This window comes from Alcaligenes pakistanensis, from assembly GCF_014652815.1.
GTDB lineage: Bacteria > Pseudomonadota > Gammaproteobacteria > Burkholderiales > Burkholderiaceae_B > Alcaligenes > Alcaligenes pakistanensis.
On record NZ_BMZN01000004.1, the window covers coordinates 146,518 to 165,986 of the forward strand.

Below are 19,469 nucleotides of genomic sequence, written 5' to 3' on the forward strand. Positions count from 1 at the left end.
CAGCGCTCAAGCCTAGCGGTTCAATCCGACACCCTCGCTCGACGCACAATCTTCTGCGCCGTCGCGGACGAAACCGTCATCGCCAAAGTGCCATAGTGCGCGCCCCAAGCCCCGACTTCCTTTGGGCTGCGCGTACCTAAAAACACATCCACGACCTCTTGAGAGCTGTATCGCATCAGTTCTGCCGCCTGCAATGCACGGGCCACTGCCTCTGTCATGGGGCGCGCCAGGAACTCATCTTCAATCGCACCACGCACCATGCGCTCGGTATGTCGGACCAGTGCATCAAAACGTGCATCTTGTCCCGCTAAAGGCTTGAGTTCATTGAAGACCGCGTCAACCGTGCGAGGGTCCTTGATCATGGCGCGGCGCACATCCATGCACATCATATTGGCCGTCCCTTCCCAGACACTATTCAAGGGCGCCTCCCGATACACACGGGCCATGGGGTTTTCTTCAATAAACCCGTTCCCGCCGTGACACTGCAAGGCCTCGTTCGCAATGGAAGGCGCACGCGAACAATTGAAATACTTGGCGGCTGGCGTGGCGACACGGGCCAGGAATTTTTCATGCTCACAGCGGGGTATTTGATCCGTGGCCTTGGCTACCCGCAGCGCCATCAACGTGGCCGCTTCCACCTCTACCGCCATATCGGCCAGCACATTACTCATCATGGGCCGGTCGGCAATCGAGCTCCCAAAAGCCTTGCGCGATGTGGTGTGACGCAAGGCCAAAGTCAGCGCCTGTCGCATCAAGCCTGCCGAACCAATCGCAAAATCCAAACGCGTGAGATGCGAATGGGACAAGATTTCCCGAATACCGCGCCCTTCTTCACCTACCCGAATCGCCAGTGTTCCGGCGTATTCCACTTCACTGGATGCATTGGACTTATTACCGGCCTTGTCCTTAAGACGCTGCACAAAAAAACGGTTGTAGCTGCCGTCTGGCAAGGTGCGCGGCAAGAAGAAGCACGTTACTCCACCATCGACCTTGGCCAGCGTAAAAAAACCATCCGACTGCGGCACCGAACAAAACCACTTATGGCCGGTCAGCTCATACCAATACGCAGTTGCACCGTGGTAATCCGCGCTATGGGAGAAGCGCGCGGTGGTCTGTGTCTCACGCAGGTCAGACCCCCCCTGCTTTTCTGTCATGGCATAGCCAATGACTACTGAGGGCTTATCCCCCACTTCGCGACGGCTGAATTCATAGCGAGTGCCTTTGAGTTTATCCGCCCATACCGCCAGCGCTGGCTCCGCTTCAAAACCTGCATACGCGGCATAAGCCATCCCGGTTGGGCAGCCTGTGCCGTGCTCTACCTGATTCCATAAATAAGACAGCACCGCCCGCGCAAAATGGCCATTCTGCTCTTGCGTACGCCAAGTCAAATTCGGGACTTCGTGCTGCCATGCAAGGCTCATCAGTTCATGCCAGCTAGGATGGAACTCCAACCAATCAATTCGGTTTCCAAAACGGTCATGCGTTTTTAATTCAGGAATATGGCGATTCGCCAAACGCGCCAGTTCCTGCACGTTTTCATCCCCCGCCACCGCCCCCAAAGCCTGACAACGCGAGGCGGCCCAAGGGGCTTCACGTGCGATAGCAGACTGCAGCACTTTATCGCCGTTGAAAGCATTAAAACCACTGGCAGGCAATGCCTGATTCAAGACCTTGTGTGTGCTGTAACGATCCCTTGCGGCATCCAATAGACTGGGGGAAAGAGGCTGGTTCATATCTGTCTCCGAACTTTTTTAAGGCGTGGCAGAGAGGACCGCCACACTGGCGCAAGCCATATAGGCAATCTGATCAGCCAGCGCCGCCACTTGGCGCTGGTAACTGTCCGTGCCATCGTGCTGCTGACGGCTCAAAGGAGAAAGTGGGCCGATCAAGCCTTCCATAAAACCGCCCACAATCACAGTGGCAGCAATATCGGGCTGCACATCACTACGCATTTCTCCGGCAACTTGGCCCGCGGAAACAATGGAGTGAATCACCTGACTGATCGCCGCACGGTAAACCAAACGCGCCGCATCAATTTCCTTATCGCAAGGCTCGGCAATCAAGGCATAGGCCAGACGAGGATTACGCATGGCGCGTTTGACGAAGCTTGCTACGGCCGCATGCAGACGCAAGGTAGAAGAGCCATCCGCCTGGGCGATTTCCGTAAGCACATCCACCTCACGCTGCGACACCAGCGACAAAACCTCTGCAAACAGTTCGGCTTTAGAAGGGAAATAACGGTAGACCGTTCCCGTAGCGATACCGGCAGCGGCCGCCACACTGGCAACCTGCGCTTCCTGCCAGCCTCCCTCGCTAACCAAAGCACGGGCAGCGGCCAGAATGCGGCTGCGATTGTCCTGCAGACGAGCTTCAACGGCGGGGGTTTGACGATAGGCCATAAAGAAGTGAACTCTGATTCATTTTATGAGTAAATCCTAATTCATTTCTTTGCGAGGAACAAGATTTCTTTGATGGGAGTGATCACCTAGCGGTGAGAACCAGCCCAAGTAAGCACTGTGAGCTTTGCCCCTGCGCACACTCCACCCTACAGAAAAACACTACTCTGCAGGGTCTGCGGGTAGGAGCAAAGGGGGGGAAATTGACGCTTACGTATGAGTGATAGACCGTAATCCACATCAATGCACTGATGAGTTAACACGTGGCCCAGCCCGATCCGCTTTTTAAAGCAAGGACAAGAGCCTGTCTCGCCGCACCGTCAATCAGCGCTGAAACTTAGGGCGTGTGGTAAACAAGTCCAAAGCATTGTCCAGCAAGTTTCCGAAACGAGCCGCATTATGGCGCACACCTGATTGCTGACCACCAATAAAACACAGGTGTGCGATCTCCCCAACGGTCTCGGAATACTTGGATAAGGGGAAGGCCCGTTGGGACGTTTTGATCGCAAAGGCCTGCCGCGTCGCGTCCACGCGAGCCTGATATTCCGCCACCAGAGGATCGTGCAAAGCCCAGGCACGAATAGCAACTTCTCGAGTGGGCTGTTTGTCCGCTGCGATATGCATGTAGCGCCTCAAAACATCGACGGGCCCTTGACCCTGCGCCGCATACTCCAACATGCGGGCGGTGTAGTCCTCTTCCCATGTTGAGAGCAGTGCCCGAATAAAGTCCTCGCGGCTGCGGAAATGGTGATAAAACGAGCCGCGCGTCACATTCAGGCGGCGAGCAAGCCGTTCTCCGGAAATGGCGGTATAGCCCTCCAGATCCAGAGTCTTCAAACCTGCCTCAATCCAATCGTCTCTAGTCAGCTTTTTCATCGCGGGAACATACAGCCTGTGTATGGTGATTAGTGAATAAATAGACTACGAAGCTTCACGGTGACCGCCCTAAGAACCAAGGCTGCGGCCCTTTACATGGAGCTTGTAATGAAAGAAATAGCACTGATTGCCTTCGACCACTTCACCGACCTAGACCTGTTTCTGATGTGGGATCTTTTAGGTCGAAACACAAAAGACTGGCGTGTCAGGATATTAGGTGCGGCACCCATTTTACGATCTGCTCACGGTTTGGAAATACAAACCCATGGCCCCCTGTCCGAAGCCAGCAAGGCAGATGCGGTCTTGTTCAGCAGTGGTAAGAAGGGAGTACCAGCAGCAATGAACAATCCTGATTTCCTGCCCAATCTTCACCTGGACCCCGAGCGTCAACTCATAGGTTCGATCTGCGCAGGTGTGTTTTTTCTGGAACGCCTAGGCTTGCTTCCTCAACGCCGGGCGACGACTCACCCAGATGCTCGCGCTTCACTCAATGACGTTGATCTGGAGCCAGTCGATCAGGCCTTAGTCTGCTACGGCAAAGTCGCCAATGCTGGCGGGTGCCTGGCGGCTCTTTATCTTGTGGGCTGGTTAGTAGAGTCACTGTTCGATGTGCAGAAGCGGCAGGAAACCTTGCTACCGGTGTACCCGGCAGGACAACAAGAGATTTACGCGAAATTAGTTGAACTGAGTATTCAAGAAGCGCATATTTAAAGGGCTTGAGAAGATCCGATGGAAGCGATAGTCCCCCTCCCCCCACTGCTTGTTTTTATGATTGGCTGCTTAGTTCGTGCTGGCTGGCTTTCATACGCTCACGTTCAGCCTCATCACCCGCGATAAAAACGGACTATCGCGCAACGCATCAGGAGTACAAATAGAACCGCCCCCAGCAACAGTTATGACCATGTCATCAATCCTGTTTGCTGGGGGCGGCTTGAACTACAACTACTCTATGCCGTAATTCGTATTAGCCCAACAGTTCTTTACGAACGATTTCAGCACCTGCACTCAAGGCATGCAACTTACCGCGTGCCACTGCACGTGGCAAAGGAGCCATACCGCAGTTAGTAGCAGGATAAAGCTTGTCAGCATCAACAAACTTCAACGCCTTGCGCAGCGTGTTGGCAACGTCTTCAGCGGTTTCAACAGCGTTAGTCGCCACATCAATGGCGCCAATCATCACTTTTTTGCCGCGAATCAGTTCAATCAGGTCCATAGGAACGTGAGAATTCTGGCATTCCAGCGAGATGATATCGATCTTGGACTGTTGCAGTTTTGGGAACGATTCTTCGTACTGGCGCCACTCGGAACCCAGCGTCTTTTTCCAATCCGTGTTGGCCTTGATGCCGTAGCCATAGCAAATATGTACGGCTGTTTCGCACTTCAGTCCTTCAATAGCGCGTTCTAAGGTAGCGATACCCCAGTCATTCACTTCGTCAAAGAACACGTTAAATGCGGGTTCATCAAACTGAATGATGTCAACGCCAGCGGCTTCCAGCTCTTTCGCTTCCTGGTTCAGGATCTTGGCAAATTCCCAGGCCAGTTTTTCGCGGCTTTTGTAGTGGTTGTCGTACAGCGTATCAATCATAGTCATGGGACCCGGCAAGGCCCACTTGATAGGCTGCGACGTCTGTTGACGCAAGAATTTGGCGTCATCCACAAACACAGACTTGGGACGAGCTACTGCACCTACAACGGTCGGAACACTGGCGTCATAGCGATCGCGAATCCGTACGGTTTCACGCTTTTCAAAATCAACACCGCTCAGGTGTTCAACAAACGTGGTGACGAAGTGTTGGCGGGTTTGTTCGCCATCACTAATGATGTCGATACCAGCGTGCAATTGCTCTTGCAGGGACAAACGCAAAGCATCTTTCTTGCCTTCGACCAGGTCCTCACCTTCCAGTCTCCAGGGCGACCACAATTTCTCGGGTTCAGCGAGCCAGGAGGGCTTGGGCAAACTGCCAGCGGTGGCGGTGGGTAGCAATTTTTTCATAATAAATAACCTTGGTTTTTTTTGATTAATCAAAGCGCGTAACTAGCAGCCCATTGATCAAGAATAACTTTGTATGGCTTGATAAAACTTTCTTCAGTGAACCGGCCCTGCTCAACCGCCAGTCGGCTACGTTCTTCACGATCATAGACAATTTGCGTGTCCGAGTGATCCTGATTCTTCAAACTGGGTTGATAACGCATTCCAGCTGCAGAATTGGCATTATAAATCTCAGGACGGTAGATTTTCTGGAAGGTCTCCATCGTGCTGATCGTACTGATCAGTTCCAGATTCGTATAGTCGCTTAGCAGATCGCCACGGAAGTAAAAGGCCAAGGGCGCAACGCTATTAGGCGGCATGAAATAGCGAACCTGCAAGCCCATTTTGGCGAAATACTCATCAGTCGGAGAAAACTCGTTCTGCTGGTATTCAACGCCCAAAACAGGATGTTGATTCCCCGTACGCTGATAGACCTTGCTGCTGGAGACGCTCAGGCAAATAACTGGCGATTTGTTGAAATTCTCTTTGTACAGCGTGGAGTTCACGAAGCTCTTGAACAGCTTGCCGTGCAAATCACCAAAACCTTCAGGGGCACTGAAACCATTTTTATTCTTATTATGTTCCAGCAGCACCACGCTAAAATCATAATCCCGCACGTAGGATGAAAAGTTGTTTCCAACAATGCCTTCAATACGTTTATTTTTTTTACGATCAATAATATTAGTTTTCAGGATTTCAATCGTAGGAAAGGTAGAGCCATTTCCTTCAACATCAATATCAACTGAAACAATATCCAGTTCGACAGAGTAACGGTCACCATTGGGGTTGTCCCAATTCGCCAAGCTGTTGAAACGATTGTCAATCATCTTCACTGTATTGCGCAGATTCTCCTGGCGGCTCTCACCTCGTGCCAGATTAGCGAAGTTGGTTGTGATGCGCGTATTGTCTGAAGGACGATAGTTCTCATCAAAACGAATGCTCTTGATGCTGAATGCGAATTCTTTATTCATTTTTATCTTATGCCCTAATTTCTAATATTGATTTTGGATTTATTTTCAACTCAAACAATGAAGTTAGAAAACAAATTCTTCTTATTTACGTACTCGCTGTATTGATTATCTGGCGCATAGTCAGGGCCGGCCTTGTTCATCTCCCTACCCTGCAGAACGCTAAACCACAGCAGTCTTGATGCAGGTAGAAAAAGAGTTTGAACAGGTAAACTCAGCCCCTCAAAAAAAGTCCCGGCATTTGGCCGGGACTTACCGCCAAAAACAGCTCCTGATCTGATCAGGCACTAGCCCGCAAAACTTTGGCTGCGGCCACCATATTGGTCAGGGCTGGAATCACCTCAGCCCATTGACGTGTTTTCAGACCGCAGTCTGGGTTCACCCACAGACGTTCGGCAGGCACGCGCTCGGCGGCTTTCTTCATCAAATCCACAATGTGCTGCTCAGTCGGAATATTGGGCGAGTGAATGTCGTACACGCCAGGGCCGATCTCATTGGGATACTGGAAGTTCTCAAAGGCCTCCAGCAACTCCATGTCCGAGCGACTGGTTTCAATAGTGATCACATCCGCATCCATACCGGCGATCGAAGCGATGATGTCGTTGAACTCCGAATAACACATATGAGTGTGAATCTGCGTCTCGTCACCCACACCATTGGCGGTGATACGGAAGCTCTCTACGGCCCAATCCAGATAGCTCTTCCATTGCGACTTACGCAAAGGAAGACCCTCGCGCAAGGCGGCTTCGTCAATCTGGATAACGTGCACACCGGCCTTTTCCAGATCCAGTACTTCTTCGCGAATGGCCAGAGCCAATTGCAGGCAAGAAGCCGAACGGGGCTGATCGTCACGTACAAAGGACCAGTTCAAAATCGTCACGGGGCCGGTCAACATGCCCTTCATAGGTTTTTGTGTCAGGGACTGAGCGTAGGTAATCCACTCCACCGTCATGGCCTGAGGACGGCTGATGTCACCAAACAGAATGGGTGGTTTCACACAACGCGAACCGTAGGACTGCACCCAACCGAACTGGCTGAACGCGTAGCCATCCAATTGCTCGCCAAAGTACTCGACCATGTCGTTGCGCTCAGCTTCACCATGCACCAACACATCCAGACCCAGTTTTTCCTGCTCACGCACGCTGCGCTCAATCTCGGCACGCATCGCGTTCTGATAGCTAGCTTCGTCCAAGCGACCGGCCTTGAACTCGCTACGCGCACGGCGGATTTCAGTCGTCTGCGGGAAAGAGCCAATCGTTGTGGTGGGGAAGGCAGGCAGCTTCAAGAATTCAGCTTGCTTGGAAGCACGCTGTGCATAAACGCTCTTGCGCTTACCCAGTTCAGCATTGATACGGGCAACAGCCGCTTTAACAGCAGGATTATTCACACGAGGCGAGTTGCGACGAGCCGTCAGGGCTGCCAGGTTCTCGGCCAGCTCAGCTTTTACAGCATCACGGCCTTCACGCAGGGCTTTGCCCAATACGCGCAATTCGTCCAGCTTTTGCAAAGCAAAGGCCAACCAGGACTTCACGTCGGCATCCAGCTTTTGTTCGCTGTTCAGATCAACCGGTACGTGCAACAAAGAGCATGAAGGTGCAATCCACAGGCGCTCGCCCAGTTGTTTTGCGATAGGCTCGACCCAATCCAGAACAGCAGTCAAATCTGCCTTCCAGATATTGCGGCCATTGATCACGCCCAGAGACAAGACTTTGTCGTCACCCAGCAGTTTAAGCAGAGATTCCACGCCATCACGATCATTGATGGCATCCACATGCAAACCGGCCACAGGCAGGCTAGCGGCTAAAGCGGCATTTTCCAGCAGTTCACCAAAATAAGTCGCTACCAGCAGTTTGACGCCTACGGACTTCAGTTGCTGATAGGCCGTCTTGAACGCTTGCTGCCACTCGGCGTCCAGCTCGGTGACCAGAATAGGCTCATCAATCTGTACCCACTCCACACCCGCTTTAGCCAGCGTGTCCAACAATTGGGCATACACAGGTAACAGACGCTCCAGCAAGGCCAGCTTGTTGGACTCATCCTTGGCCTTGCCCAGAGCCAGATACGTCACGGGGCCAATAATCACAGGCTTGGCTTTCACGCCCTGGGCCTTGGCTTCAGCCAACTGCTCCAGCAGACGCGAGGCATCCAACGTGAACTGGGTGTCAGCCGTAAATTCGGGGACGATGTAGTGATAGTTCGTGTCAAACCACTTGGTCATTTCACCGGCAGCCACACCACCACCGCAGCAGGCGCTGTGATCTTCCAAACCCTTGGCCGAACGACCGCGCGCTACGCGGAAATAGTTATCCAGCTCATCACCCTGAAAGCCCTGAACACGCTCGGGCAGATTACCCAGCAAGAAGCTGGCATCCAGCACCTGATCGTAAAAAGAGAAGTCACCCACGGCCACCAGATCCAGACCCGCCTGGTTCTCCCAATGACGCTGACGCAGCTGAGCGCCCAGAGCCTTGAGTTCATCACGCGACATATCGCCCTTCCAGTAGGACTCCAAAGCGAACTTCAGTTCCCGTTTGGCGCCGATGCGCGGAAAGCCAAGATTATGAATCATCGTCATGTGCTGCTCTCAAAAGGCCAGTGGATTAAAGAATGACTTGCATTGTAGGAAGACAGTTCAATGAAGTAAAATGGCTTTATCTCACCAATCCATGAATATTCTTCACGTACTATGTTAGAACGCATCCATCTGGCCATCGTGCAACAAGTTGACAAGCAAGGCTCCCTGACTGCAGCGGCCGGTATGCTGCATGTCACCCAATCAGCGCTCAGTCACACCATGAGGAAACTGGAGCAGCAATTGGGAACTGAGATTTGGCGCCGCGAAGGCCGCAACCTGCAGCTAACCCAGGCTGGGCAGTACCTGCTAGCCGTCGCGAATCGCGTGTTGCCACAGCTGGATCTGGCCGAAGAGCGCCTGGGTCAGTTTGCCCAGGGCGAACGAGGCTCACTGCGTATAGGCATGGAATGCCACCCCTGCTACCAATGGTTGCTAAAGATCGTCTCGCCGTATCTCAGCGCCTGGCCGGATGTGGATGTGGATGTGAAGCAGAAATTCCAGTTTGGCGGCATCGGCGCGCTGTTTGGCTATGAAATCGATCTGCTCGTGACCCCTGACCCGCTCTATAAACCAGGCTTGAAATTCGAGCCCGTCTTCGACTACGAGCAGGTGCTGGTGGTCAATAAAGACCATCGACTGGCTACCGTGGACTATGCCAGACCCCAGGACATAGACCGGGAAGTGCTGATTTCCTACCCGGTGGATATAGACCGGCTGGATATCTACAACCAGTTTCTACTACCCGCAGGCATCGCCCCCCGACGCCACAAAGCGATCGAGACAACGGACATCATGATGCAGATGGTGGCCAGTGGACGTGGGGTGGCAGCCCTACCCCGATGGTTGGTGGAGGAGTATGCGGAGAAGCTGGATGTGGTGCCGGTCAAGTTGGGCAAGCATGGCATCGCCAAGCAGATCTTCCTGGGCATGAGGGAGACGGAGGCGGTCATTGACTACCTGCAGGCATTTATGGAGCTGGCTCGGGGGTCTGGGCCGGGTACAGGACAAAGCAATAATGGGCTTTAAGGAATCTGTGGCACAACCTTCGATTCACAGACCTCAAACAGAGCCGCTTTGCACTTATCACCTCGCCTACCCTCACACCAACATCAATGGTGAAGTCTTGGATCTGGTTCTAAGCCCCCGGTAGGTTTGCCCGCCTTCCCCGGTTCAAAAGCTCAACTATTACAACGCCTCGTACCTGGATGCCCACAGGTTCATTCCTGCAAAGATCAAGATCAAAGTCCTGCTTGTAGGACCTCAGCGGCGAGCTTAAGCACACCTGCGCTCTCAAACGGAGCTATGGCAGGTCAGAGAGCAGTATCCACTTGTACACAAACGCAGGTGTATTTAGCCGAGATCTTGGCGTTCATCAACAAACAATCCCGCTCTGAGGCCAGAGCCTCTAATTACGAATGTTTATCTAGCCTGAGTCGCCATCCTAATTACCGGATCAAAGACGTCTGCCGTACTCTCACCTAGCGACGACCCGTTTTAGCGCCGGACTTGAGTTGTGTCCAGAGTTTGGCGAGCATCTTTTGCAGTACGTGGCACTCCGCTTCATCAAGGCTGCTGGTCAGCGATTCGCACATCTGCCAGAACGCCGGCAGAGCTTCGTCCACCAACTTACGGCCTTCAGCAGTTAGCTCCAAGGCAAAACTGCGTCGGTCTTCGGTACTTAACTTGCGGCGCAGCAGATCGCGTTTTTCCAGCCAGTCCAGCAAGGAGGTCACCGTGGAGCGCGTCACGCCGAAATACTCCGCGATGTTGGACGGAGTAATCGCCTGACTCTCCACCAATCCCCGCTCTGCCAGACTGAAGAACATCAATACATCGAATTTGCTCTCTGACAGGCCGAAAGGCGCCAGGCGGCTGTTGGCGCACTGCTCGATGTCGTCGCACAGCCACAGCATCAACAATCCTAGCCCTGCACGGCTTGGATTGGTGGTTTCGTCAGCACTAGCGCGCATCAGCTCCAAGTGCGGACGTGCTGCCTTAAGAGCCGTGAAAGATGGCGTAGAAGCGGATGTTTTGGGCCGTTGCATGCTGGATCAAGATCAATACCAAAGGGAAGGTTGGCAATCATAGCGCAAAGAAATAGTACCACTTGCGTATAATACGATAGTCGTACTATATTTCCATTGCTTCACAACAATCAAAGGCCAAGCCTCAATTAAAAAATCCCAAAGGAGCCTATACACCATGAAAGTAATTGAATTGCACCATGTTGGTTTCGGCGTCAATCATGCGCAGGCCGATGCCATGCTTGATTTCTATCGCAACGTGCTGGCTTTGCCACAAGATCCGTCTCGCTGGAAGATTCCCGGCATCTACGGTTCATGGTTCAACCTGCCCAATGGCACCCAACTGCACATTCTTGGCTGCGAGGGCGTTTCCCAATACGCCAAAGGACCAGATCAGGACCCAGTCTCGAATCACTTCGCCCTTGCCGTCGAGAACATACTCGCCGCCGAACAAGAACTGGTGGAGCAAGGCATCGAGTACTTCACTCTCGACAATGTTGCCTCTCCCAACCTTAAACAGTTGTTCCTGCGCGATCCTGCAGGAAACCTTATCGAGCTGCATCAGGCCACGGCTCGTACCGCGGGTGTCGCAGTGAATGAGCAGCAAACGGGCCCAAGCGCCAATCGCTAAATGTATAGCTAGCAGGAGTGAGACATGTATTTCGATATGAAGGCTTTAACCGGCGAGCAGCGTAGCAAGCTAGTGCACTCTACGGTAGTTCCCCGGCCCATCGCATGGGTAAGTTCATGCAATGCTTCGGGCGCAGTCAACGTCGCGCCGTTTTCGTTTTTCAATGTGATGTCCGGGGATCCACCGTTGCTATGCCTTTGCATCGGTTCGCGCGCGGGTGAACCCAAGGACACAGCACGTAACATCATCGACCGGGGCGAATTTGTGGTCAATCTGGTCTCGGAAAACATGGCCGGGCGCATGGCCATCACCTCTATAGACTTTGAGGCCGGACTCAACGAAGCCCAAGAGGCGGAGCTTGAAATGCTCCCAAGCCAGCAAGTGGCCGTGCCACGAATCGGCTCGAGCCCATGTTCGATGGAGTGTAAGGTGCGTCAGTTGATTGATATAGACGGTGTGCGAACCTTTGTACTCGCTGATATCGTCGGCGTACATCTATGCGACGAGGCCGTTACCGACGTCAGCAAAATGTTCATCGACCCATTGCCAATGGCCTTGATCGGGCGTCTTCATAGTCCGGGCTGGTACTGCAAAGTATCAGCCGATTTCCAGCTTCCCACGCCCTCTCCCCTGCAATGGCAGGCTCTGAAAGATCAGGGACAGGCGCAGGATTTGTTGAGCTGGCAAGCCCCAGTCCAGACATCTTCCGGAGGCCAAGATGTTGAACGCAATTGAAGTGCGCCAAAGCGCCGAATACCTGGATAAGGCCGAGCGCTCTCGCGAGCAGATACGTCAGATTTCGCTGACCTATCCCGAGATGAGTATCACCGATGCTTATGCCATCCAGCATGCTTGGGTACAGATGAAGCTTGCCCGTGGTCAGCGAGTCATCGGCCACAAAATCGGCCTCACCTCAAGGGCGATGCAAATGGCTTCACAGATTAATGAACCAGACTACGGCGTGCTGCTCAATGAAATGCTCTGGGGCGATGGCAGTGAAATCCGGCGCGAGCAGTTAATTCTTCCCAGGGTGGAAGTGGAACTGGCTTTCATCCTTAACCGGCGCTTGGCTGGCGAGCAGGTGACACTGTTAGATGTGCTTGATGCCACCCGCTACGTGGTGCCTGCACTGGAGATCATTGACGCGCGCTCCGAACAGCTCGATCGAGAAACCCAGCGACCACGTCGGGTGGTCGACACCATTGCCGACAATGCGGCGAATGCTGGCGTGATCCTCGGTGGTCGTCCAATGCGTGTGGATGACCTGGACTTACGTTGGGTAGGCGCACTGTTGATGCGTAATGGCGTGATCGAGGAGACGGGCCTGTCGGCGGGTGTTCTTAATCACCCCGCCAACGGTGTTGCATGGCTATGCCATCGCCTGGCTGCGTTCGACAGTGGCCTCGAACCGGGACATATCGTGCTCTCAGGGTCTTTCACTCGTCCAGTGCATGCCAACGCGGGCGACACCTTTCATGCTGACTTCGGGCCACTGGGCAGCGTAGGTTGCCACTTCATCTGATCTTTCACTCTTCAAGATTTCGCTATGCATAACTCCTTCAAACAAGCGCTTAGCAAGAACGACCCGGTAATTGGCCTATGGCTGGGCCTAGCTAACGCATACACCGCCGAATTACTCGGGGGTAGCGGATACGACTGGCTGGTTATCGACAACGAGCATGCCCCCAACACCGTGCCTTCGACCTTGGCGCAACTGCAGGCCCTAGCGAGCACACCGGCACACGCTGTTGTCCGTGCCGCTAGTGATGACACCGTAGAAATCAAACGTTTACTTGATCTGGGGGCCCAGACCCTACTAATCCCGATGGTCGAAAGCGCCGAACAGGCCACGCGGATCGTCTCCGCAACGCGCTACCCACCACTTGGGGTGCGCGGGGTCGGAGCAGCCTTGGCGCGAGCCTCACGCTGGCAACAAGTACCCGATTACCTAGCCCATGCTGATACTCAGATTTGTACGCTGGTGCAAGTTGAAAGTACGGCGGGTCTGTTGGCCCTGCCTGAGATTGCACGGGTCAGCGGCGTCGACGGTGTGTTCATCGGCCCGGCTGACCTGGCGGCGTCGATGGGCTATTTGGGCAATCCTGGACATCCTCACGTGCAGCAAGCGATAGCCACTGCCATCTCCGAGATTCGTAAAGCAGGTAAGGCGGCGGGTATTCTTACCGGCGACATGGCTATGGCTCGCACTTACTTGCAACTAGGGGCCGTGTTTGTCGCGGTAGGTTCTGACGTCGGGATACTGTCAAATGGTGCACGGGCCCTGCGCGAGTCGTTTCGAGATATTGGGTAATTGCCTTGCTTCGGGCGCTAAGGTCAAAGCAGCTTAGGGAGGTGAGTCGTACTACCCTTGATTGAACGGATGGGGGGCCGGTCTGACATGCACGCAAGCCATGCTGGCTTCCTCTGATTACAAGCTGGTATGGACGTGGTGGCCCACTCGCGCTGGCACCCTTGGTAATTTGCTGGGCGGTTGATGTCAATACAGCGGCAAGCTCTCCGAATGCTCAGTCCGAGAGCTTGAGCACCACAGACAGCTTGCCCAAGGACTTTTTAGCGTAACTCTGTGCTAGGCATGGCAGCTCCAGGCTTGCGCCGGCCTAGGGGCGAGAGGTCAAGTCCTACAAACCGTGTTTACGGCACCCTACTAAAACGGTCGAGCGACCTTGAATACCATAGCGTCGCTGAGTCTGTTTGTAGGTCAACTCGCCTTGTTCAACTTGCTCGGCCATATGCAATTTAAAAGCCAGACTGTAATCGCGTTAGCTGCATCGTATTCCTTGCCCCAACTGACTTTCCTTTGATAGGGGAAAAAAGTGCCAACGTAATTCAGGAGGGGTGGCAAAAAACAAAAAAGCCCGCAATTACGCGGGCTTTTCAGTTTTTAATGCCTTGAGCTTCCTGGCGATGCCAGACGCGGGATCACTCCCACTCAATAGTCGCAGGCGGCTTGCTGCTCACGTCATACGTCACACGGTTAATGCCACGTACTTCATTGATGATCCGGCCGGAGACGCGCTTCAACAGTGCATAAGGCAATTCAGCCCAATCCGCCGTCATGAAGTCGGTCGTTTGTACCGCACGCAGTGCCACAACGTATTCGTAGGTACGGGCATCGCCCATCACGCCCACGCTCTTCACGGGTAAGAACACGGTAAAGGCCTGGGAAGTCAGGTCGTACCAGTTCTTGCCGCTGACTTCGTCTACTGTTGTGCGCAGCTCTTCAATGAAGATGGCGTCAGCTTGGCGCAGCAGGTCTGCGTATTCGCGTTTGATTTCACCCAGGATGCGGACACCCAAGCCTGGGCCTGGGAAGGGGTGGCGGTAAACCATGCCGGGAGGCAGGCCTAAAGCGACACCCAGTTTGCGGACTTCGTCTTTGAACAGTTCGCGCAAGGGCTCCAACAGTTTCAGGTTCAGCGTATCTGGCAGACCGCCCACGTTGTGGTGGGATTTAATGCCGGTGGCTTTACCAGACTTGGCTGCAGCGGATTCGATTACGTCTGGGTAGATCGTACCTTGTGCCAGCCAGCGGGCGTTGCTGAGTTTAGCGGCTTCTTCCTGGAAGATTTCCACGAATTCGCGGCCAATGATCTTACGCTTGGCTTCTGGATCGGTAACACCGGTCAGTTTGCCCAAGAAGCGGTCAGATGCGTCGACATGGATGATCTTCAAACCCATGTGGTCGGCAAAGGTGCTCATGACTTGCTGAGCTTCGTTCAGACGCAGCAGGCCGTGGTCCACGAATACGCAGGTTAGTTTGTCGCCAATAGCTTGATGAATCAAAGCAGCAGCAACCGAGGAGTCCACACCGCCTGACAGGGCCAGGATGACTTCTTCGTCGCCTACTTGAGTGCGGATGTTAGCGATAGCCTCTTCCACGTAGTCAGGCATGTTCCAATCGCCTACGCAACCGCAGATATCACGTACAAAACGCTGGAACAAAGCAGCGCCTTGCAGTGTGTGGGTGACTTCGGGGTGAAACTGAACTGCATAGAAACGGCGCTCTTCGTCGGCCATACCCGCGATGGCGCAGGTTGGCGTGGAAGCCATCAGTTTGAAGCCAGGAGGCAAGGCGGTAACTTTATCGCCGTGGCTCATCCAGACTTTGAGCATACCGTGGCCTTCTGCCGTAGCAAAATCCTGAATGCCTTCCAGCAATTTGGTGTGACCGTGGGCGCGTACTTCGGCGTAACCGAATTCACGTTTGTCAGACCCTTCGGTAACGCCGCCCAGCTGACGAGCCATGGCTTGCATGCCGTAGCAAATACCCAGAACGGGCACGCCGGCTTCAAAAGCAGCGGCAGGAACTTGCAAGGCGTCATCGGCGTACACCGAGGCGTGGCTACCCGACAGAATGATCCCTTTCAGGCCTTCTTGGGAACGGATGAATTCATCGCTAACATCACCGGGGTGAATCTCGCAGTAAGCACCGGCTTCGCGTACGCGACGCGCAATAAGCTGGGTGACCTGGGAGCCGTAATCAAGAATCAGAATTCGCTGGTGCATGAAAGTATCGAGCCAATAATAAAGCGGTAAAAGATCTATTTTACGCTGTGTAGCGCCGCTTAGGGAGCCGCAGAAATACTCCAGGCTGAAATTGTCCTGCATCACTGGCATTCATGCGGCAAGGCAGCTACAGTACATGCAGCCATTTTGGGAGTTTCAGCATGTCTTCGAGTCGTACCCCTCATCAGAGCGAGCTCAATGAACACCAGGAATCCCGACCTCAGCAGGCCGGTCAACAGCAAGGCGGTGGCAGCTATATCCCTGGTTCCGGCCCTTCCGGAGATCATTCGCACAGCTTTGTCTATGAATGCCAGGAAAATACGGACGAGGTATCCGATAGCCTGACTTTTGTATTGGTTCACGGAGCCTGGCATGGCGGTTGGTGCTGGTCCCGCCTGGCTGCCCGATTACGAGCTAAAGGGCATCAAGTCTTTACTCCCACACTAACTGGCCTGGGGGAACGCAGCCACTTGCTCAGCCCGGACATTACCCTGAACACCTTTGTGGACGATGTCGCTAATTTGATACGTTGGGAGGAACTCTCCAACGTGGTTTTAGTCGGCCACAGCTTTGGCGGGCTAGTCATTAGCGGCGTAGCAGATGTGCTGCCACGCTGCATTCGACAGCTAATTTATCTGGATGCCTTTATCCTGCCCAACGGCACAAGCACCTTCGATACCTTGCCCGAAAAGATCGTAGACAGCATGGTGGCCTCCGCTGGTAAAAGTGCAATTCCTGCCGTCCCCCCTCCTCCACTTAGCGCGCTAGGCCTGCATGCTACAGACGACCTGCATTTTGTAGGCAACCGCTTAACCCCCCAGCCTCTTAGCGTTTATCGCTCGTCCCTGCGCTTGCAAAACCCTGTCATTGGCAATGGCCGGCCTTGCTCATATATCTCTTGCACACAACCGGCCTTCAGAGGTGTAGATACCTCCCGGGAATGGGCTAGCCAGCAGAAAGATTGGGAATACCGGGAGCTGGAAAGCGGGCATTGCGCCTTGATGACCCACCCCGATATGCTGTCCCGATTATTGCTGGAGCTGGCGGACTAATCCGTCTTGCTCACATTTTCTTGAGAGCGATAGAACTCCCTGGGAGTCACTCCAAAATGCCGCCGGAACACGGCGGCGTACGCACTTTGACTAGCGTAACCGTGCTGCAGAGCCACCTGTACAACAGGTTCACCAGCTGCCAAGCCTTCCAAAGAACCCAATAGGCGGGCGAACTGACGCCATTGCCCAAAGCTGATACCGGTATGGCGGCGAAACAGGCGATGGAAAGTCTTAACGCTCATCGCGAGTTGCTGCGCCCAAGCGTTGGCATCTCTGTCGTCATCAGGACTGGCTTCTAACTGACGACACACCAGCAGCAAACGCTGCTCTTCCGGCCAGGGAAGGTGAAACGGCAACACAGGCAATTCGCGTAGCTCATCCAGCAATAAACGCATCAAACGGCCGTCCCGACTATCCAACGAGTACACCAAAGGAATCCGACTGGCTTCCAGAACCAGCTCCCGCAACAAGGGACTAACATCCAGCACACAATTACGCGTCGGCAGACCCGGTGCAGCATCTACATCGACAAAGATCGTGCGCATTTTGACCTGACCACGCATACGCACAGTATGGGGACGCCCAGGTTGCAGCCAGACCCCACGGCTCGGCGGGACAACCCAACGCCCCTCTTGCGCATCAATCACCATCACCCCTTGCACGGCATACAAGAACTGAGCGCGCACATGCTGGTGCTCCTCAATAAGGTGGCCGTCTGGATAATCTGCCGCCAAACCACTAATAGGCATCTTAGCCAGCTCAACGGGCATATGAATAAGAGGATCGACCATAAGCTGTCTCATTTGCGCTAAAGCAAGTCAGTTTAGCGAAAGACAGGCAGACCGGTCTACAGCGAGCATACGTCTTCCTTTTGAACGGATGCTTCTTATGCGCAACTATGCCTATCCACTGGTGACCATGCTTTTATGGTCCGGCAACGTGATTGTTTCCAAAATGGCGCACGGCCTGATCGCAGCCCCCGCCATGAGTTTTTATCGAGTCGTACTGGCACTATCCATCATGAGCCTGTTTGCAGCCCGACCTGTCTGGCGTCACTGGCACTCAATCCGCCCTCAACTGCCCAAACTGCTTTTTCTGGGCTTTCTGAGCATGGCCTTTTATCAATGCCTGTCTTACTGGGCGGCGGCCAGCACCAGCGCAACAAATATGGCGGTGATTACAGCCCTGACACCCTTGCTGACCCTGATGACGACTCGCCTTTTACTGCCCGGAACGGGGGCTCGCGGCATGCTGCCTGGTGCACTGATCGCCTTATTTGGCACCGTCTGGTTAATTAGCGGCGGCCATCCCATACAACTGTTAAGCCAAGGCGTACGCTCTGGCGACTTGTTGATGTTGACCGCCGCATTGAGCTACGCCTTTTACAGCGTCTTCTTGAAAAAATGGCACATCACCGTACCTGCCTGGCAATCGACCTACCTTCAGGCTTGGGGAGCATTAATCACTTTGCTGCCAGTATTTTTCTGGCTGCCCGTCGAACAAACCCAATTAAATGAACAGACTGTTCCCTTGATTCTTTACGCAGGCATTCTGGCATCCGTACTGCTGCCCTACTGCTGGATTCAAGGCATCACACGGCTGGGGCCAGCTCGATGCAGCCTGTTTCTAAACATCCTGCCCTTCATGACGGCGATGCTAGCTATCCCTCTACTGGGCGAAACACTGGGAGCACATCATGTCAGCGGTGGCTTGCTGACTCTAACGGGTGTAATTCTGGCTCAATGGCCACCGCAACGGTGGCTGTTCAAAACCAAACCGGCAGTAGCAGAATAAAAAAATAGAAGCCCTGGCTCTCCATCCCGACATCAATTGGTTGGGAAGTAGCTGGCAGAAAACTAACTACTTGAGCAAATAACCAGTTGCAAGATGGCTGGCTGATTGACTGATTAGCCGATTAGCCGATTAGCCGATTAGCCGATTAGCCGATTAGCCGATTAGCCGATTAGCAATTTTAGGATAGGCGCACCACGCATTCCTGAAGTAAGCCGCCCTTTTATCAAAAGGGCGATTTTTACTAGCCGATATCATTTACTACCTCATTCCACGAACCACTTACCACTAACAGCCACCCTCTTCTGCAATTAGGCATAAGCACGCAGCAACCGCCTTTCCTGTTCGCCACTCCTTTCGCGCTATCCCTTCTCCATCATTGCCATCAAGCATTTTCCTGACCAAATTATTACTCCTCTCACGCCACTCCCTCCGTAAACCCACCAGAAGAACAGAAGCTGCCATATCCCCCTCAGTCTGAGCCTCTTAGGGCCTGGGTTTGGGGCGTTGGGCGAGTCAGACTACTTGCCGCAGGCGGTGTCTGGATCCGGGGTGCAAGCGCTCTGCTGTTCGAGCCCGACGCTTGTGATTGGTCCGGGG

Annotated in this window: 17 protein-coding genes; 8 read left to right on the plus strand and 9 right to left on the minus strand. The window is 53.7% G+C overall.

Annotation, left to right across the window (positions count from 1 at the left end; translation table 11 throughout):
- Positions 1 to 20: 20 nt before the first annotated feature.
- The 3 genes from IE156_RS13560 to IE156_RS13570 form a co-directional block, all read right to left on the minus strand.
- A complete protein-coding gene (locus IE156_RS13560; protein WP_189393085.1) occupies positions 21 to 1,733 on the minus strand; it encodes an acyl-CoA dehydrogenase family protein in 1,713 nt (570 codons plus the stop codon).
- A gap of 18 nt (positions 1,734 to 1,751) precedes the next feature.
- Complete coding sequence (locus tag IE156_RS13565) at positions 1,752 to 2,399, minus strand: TetR/AcrR family transcriptional regulator (RefSeq protein ID WP_189393086.1); 648 nt, start codon at positions 2,397 to 2,399, stop codon at positions 1,752 to 1,754.
- A 321-nt stretch (positions 2,400 to 2,720) separates the two neighbouring features.
- Positions 2,721 to 3,272 carry a TetR/AcrR family transcriptional regulator gene (locus tag IE156_RS13570; RefSeq protein WP_189393087.1) on the minus strand — a complete coding sequence of 184 codons (552 nt, stop codon included), beginning with the start codon at positions 3,270 to 3,272 and terminating at the stop codon, positions 2,721 to 2,723.
- Between the two features lie 108 nt (positions 3,273 to 3,380).
- Here IE156_RS13570 and IE156_RS13575 point away from each other — a divergent pair, with 108 nt between their 5' ends.
- Positions 3,381 to 3,983, plus strand: coding sequence for a DJ-1/PfpI family protein (locus IE156_RS13575; protein WP_229841340.1), 603 nt, complete (start codon positions 3,381 to 3,383; stop codon positions 3,981 to 3,983).
- Between the two features lie 253 nt (positions 3,984 to 4,236).
- Here the strand turns inward: IE156_RS13575 and IE156_RS13580 are convergent, their stop codons facing one another.
- The 3 genes from IE156_RS13580 to metE all read right to left on the minus strand — a co-directional run bounded on the left by IE156_RS13580 (position 4,237) and on the right by metE (position 8,844).
- Positions 4,237 to 5,265 (minus strand): methionine synthase, encoded by a 1,029-nt coding sequence (locus IE156_RS13580; protein ID WP_189393089.1) that lies wholly within the window; start codon positions 5,263 to 5,265, stop codon positions 4,237 to 4,239.
- Between the two features lie 29 nt (positions 5,266 to 5,294).
- Positions 5,295 to 6,272: a DUF1852 domain-containing protein gene (locus tag IE156_RS13585; RefSeq protein ID WP_189393090.1), complete on the minus strand. Its 978-nt coding sequence runs from the start codon at positions 6,270 to 6,272 to the stop codon at positions 5,295 to 5,297.
- A 277-nt stretch (positions 6,273 to 6,549) separates the two neighbouring features.
- Positions 6,550 to 8,844 carry a 5-methyltetrahydropteroyltriglutamate--homocysteine S-methyltransferase gene (gene metE / locus IE156_RS13590; protein WP_189393091.1) on the minus strand — a complete coding sequence of 765 codons (2,295 nt, stop codon included), beginning with the start codon at positions 8,842 to 8,844 and terminating at the stop codon, positions 6,550 to 6,552.
- Positions 8,845 to 8,955: 111 nt separating this feature from the next.
- On the opposite strand from metE, the gene IE156_RS13595 reads away from it, so the two are divergent.
- On the plus strand, positions 8,956 to 9,870 hold the full coding sequence (locus IE156_RS13595) for a LysR family transcriptional regulator (RefSeq protein ID WP_189393092.1): 915 nt from the start codon (positions 8,956 to 8,958) through the stop codon (positions 9,868 to 9,870).
- 452 nt (positions 9,871 to 10,322) lie between these two features.
- Here IE156_RS13595 and IE156_RS13600 read toward each other — a convergent pair whose 3' ends face one another.
- Positions 10,323 to 10,889, minus strand: coding sequence for a MarR family winged helix-turn-helix transcriptional regulator (locus IE156_RS13600; RefSeq protein ID WP_189393093.1), 567 nt, complete (start codon positions 10,887 to 10,889; stop codon positions 10,323 to 10,325).
- A gap of 157 nt (positions 10,890 to 11,046) precedes the next feature.
- Here IE156_RS13600 and IE156_RS13605 point away from each other — a divergent pair, with 157 nt between their 5' ends.
- From IE156_RS13605 to hpaI, 4 genes are read left to right on the plus strand one after another with little or no spacing between them, the layout of a single operon-like run.
- Positions 11,047 to 11,499 carry a VOC family protein gene (locus tag IE156_RS13605; RefSeq protein ID WP_189393094.1) on the plus strand — a complete coding sequence of 151 codons (453 nt, stop codon included), beginning with the start codon at positions 11,047 to 11,049 and terminating at the stop codon, positions 11,497 to 11,499.
- Positions 11,500 to 11,523: 24 nt separating this feature from the next.
- Entirely contained in the window at positions 11,524 to 12,234 is a 711-nt protein-coding gene (locus IE156_RS13610) for a flavin reductase family protein (RefSeq protein ID WP_189393095.1), read from the plus strand.
- Entirely contained in the window at positions 12,218 to 13,021 is an 804-nt protein-coding gene (gene hpaH / locus IE156_RS13615) for a 2-oxo-hept-4-ene-1,7-dioate hydratase (RefSeq protein ID WP_189393096.1), read from the plus strand. Before IE156_RS13610 ends, hpaH begins: the two co-directional genes overlap by 17 nt.
- A gap of 24 nt (positions 13,022 to 13,045) precedes the next feature.
- A complete protein-coding gene (hpaI, locus tag IE156_RS13620) occupies positions 13,046 to 13,810 on the plus strand; it encodes a 4-hydroxy-2-oxoheptanedioate aldolase (protein ID WP_189393097.1) in 765 nt (254 codons plus the stop codon).
- Between the two features lie 629 nt (positions 13,811 to 14,439).
- On the opposite strand, the gene guaA is transcribed toward hpaI, so the two are convergent.
- Positions 14,440 to 16,026 (minus strand): glutamine-hydrolyzing GMP synthase, encoded by a 1,587-nt coding sequence (gene guaA / locus IE156_RS13625; RefSeq protein WP_189393098.1) that lies wholly within the window; start codon positions 16,024 to 16,026, stop codon positions 14,440 to 14,442.
- A gap of 161 nt (positions 16,027 to 16,187) precedes the next feature.
- Between guaA and IE156_RS13630 the strand changes: the two genes are divergently transcribed.
- Positions 16,188 to 17,078: an alpha/beta fold hydrolase gene (locus IE156_RS13630; RefSeq protein ID WP_189393099.1), complete on the plus strand. Its 891-nt coding sequence runs from the start codon at positions 16,188 to 16,190 to the stop codon at positions 17,076 to 17,078.
- Here IE156_RS13630 and IE156_RS13635 read toward each other — a convergent pair.
- A complete protein-coding gene (locus IE156_RS13635; RefSeq protein WP_189393100.1) occupies positions 17,075 to 17,869 on the minus strand; it encodes an AraC family transcriptional regulator in 795 nt (264 codons plus the stop codon). The genes IE156_RS13630 and IE156_RS13635 overlap by 4 nt on opposite strands.
- 97 nt (positions 17,870 to 17,966) lie before the next feature.
- On the opposite strand from IE156_RS13635, the gene IE156_RS13640 reads away from it, so the two are divergent.
- Positions 17,967 to 18,872: a DMT family transporter gene (locus IE156_RS13640; protein WP_189393101.1), complete on the plus strand. Its 906-nt coding sequence runs from the start codon at positions 17,967 to 17,969 to the stop codon at positions 18,870 to 18,872.
- Positions 18,873 to 19,469: the final 597 nt, after the last annotated feature.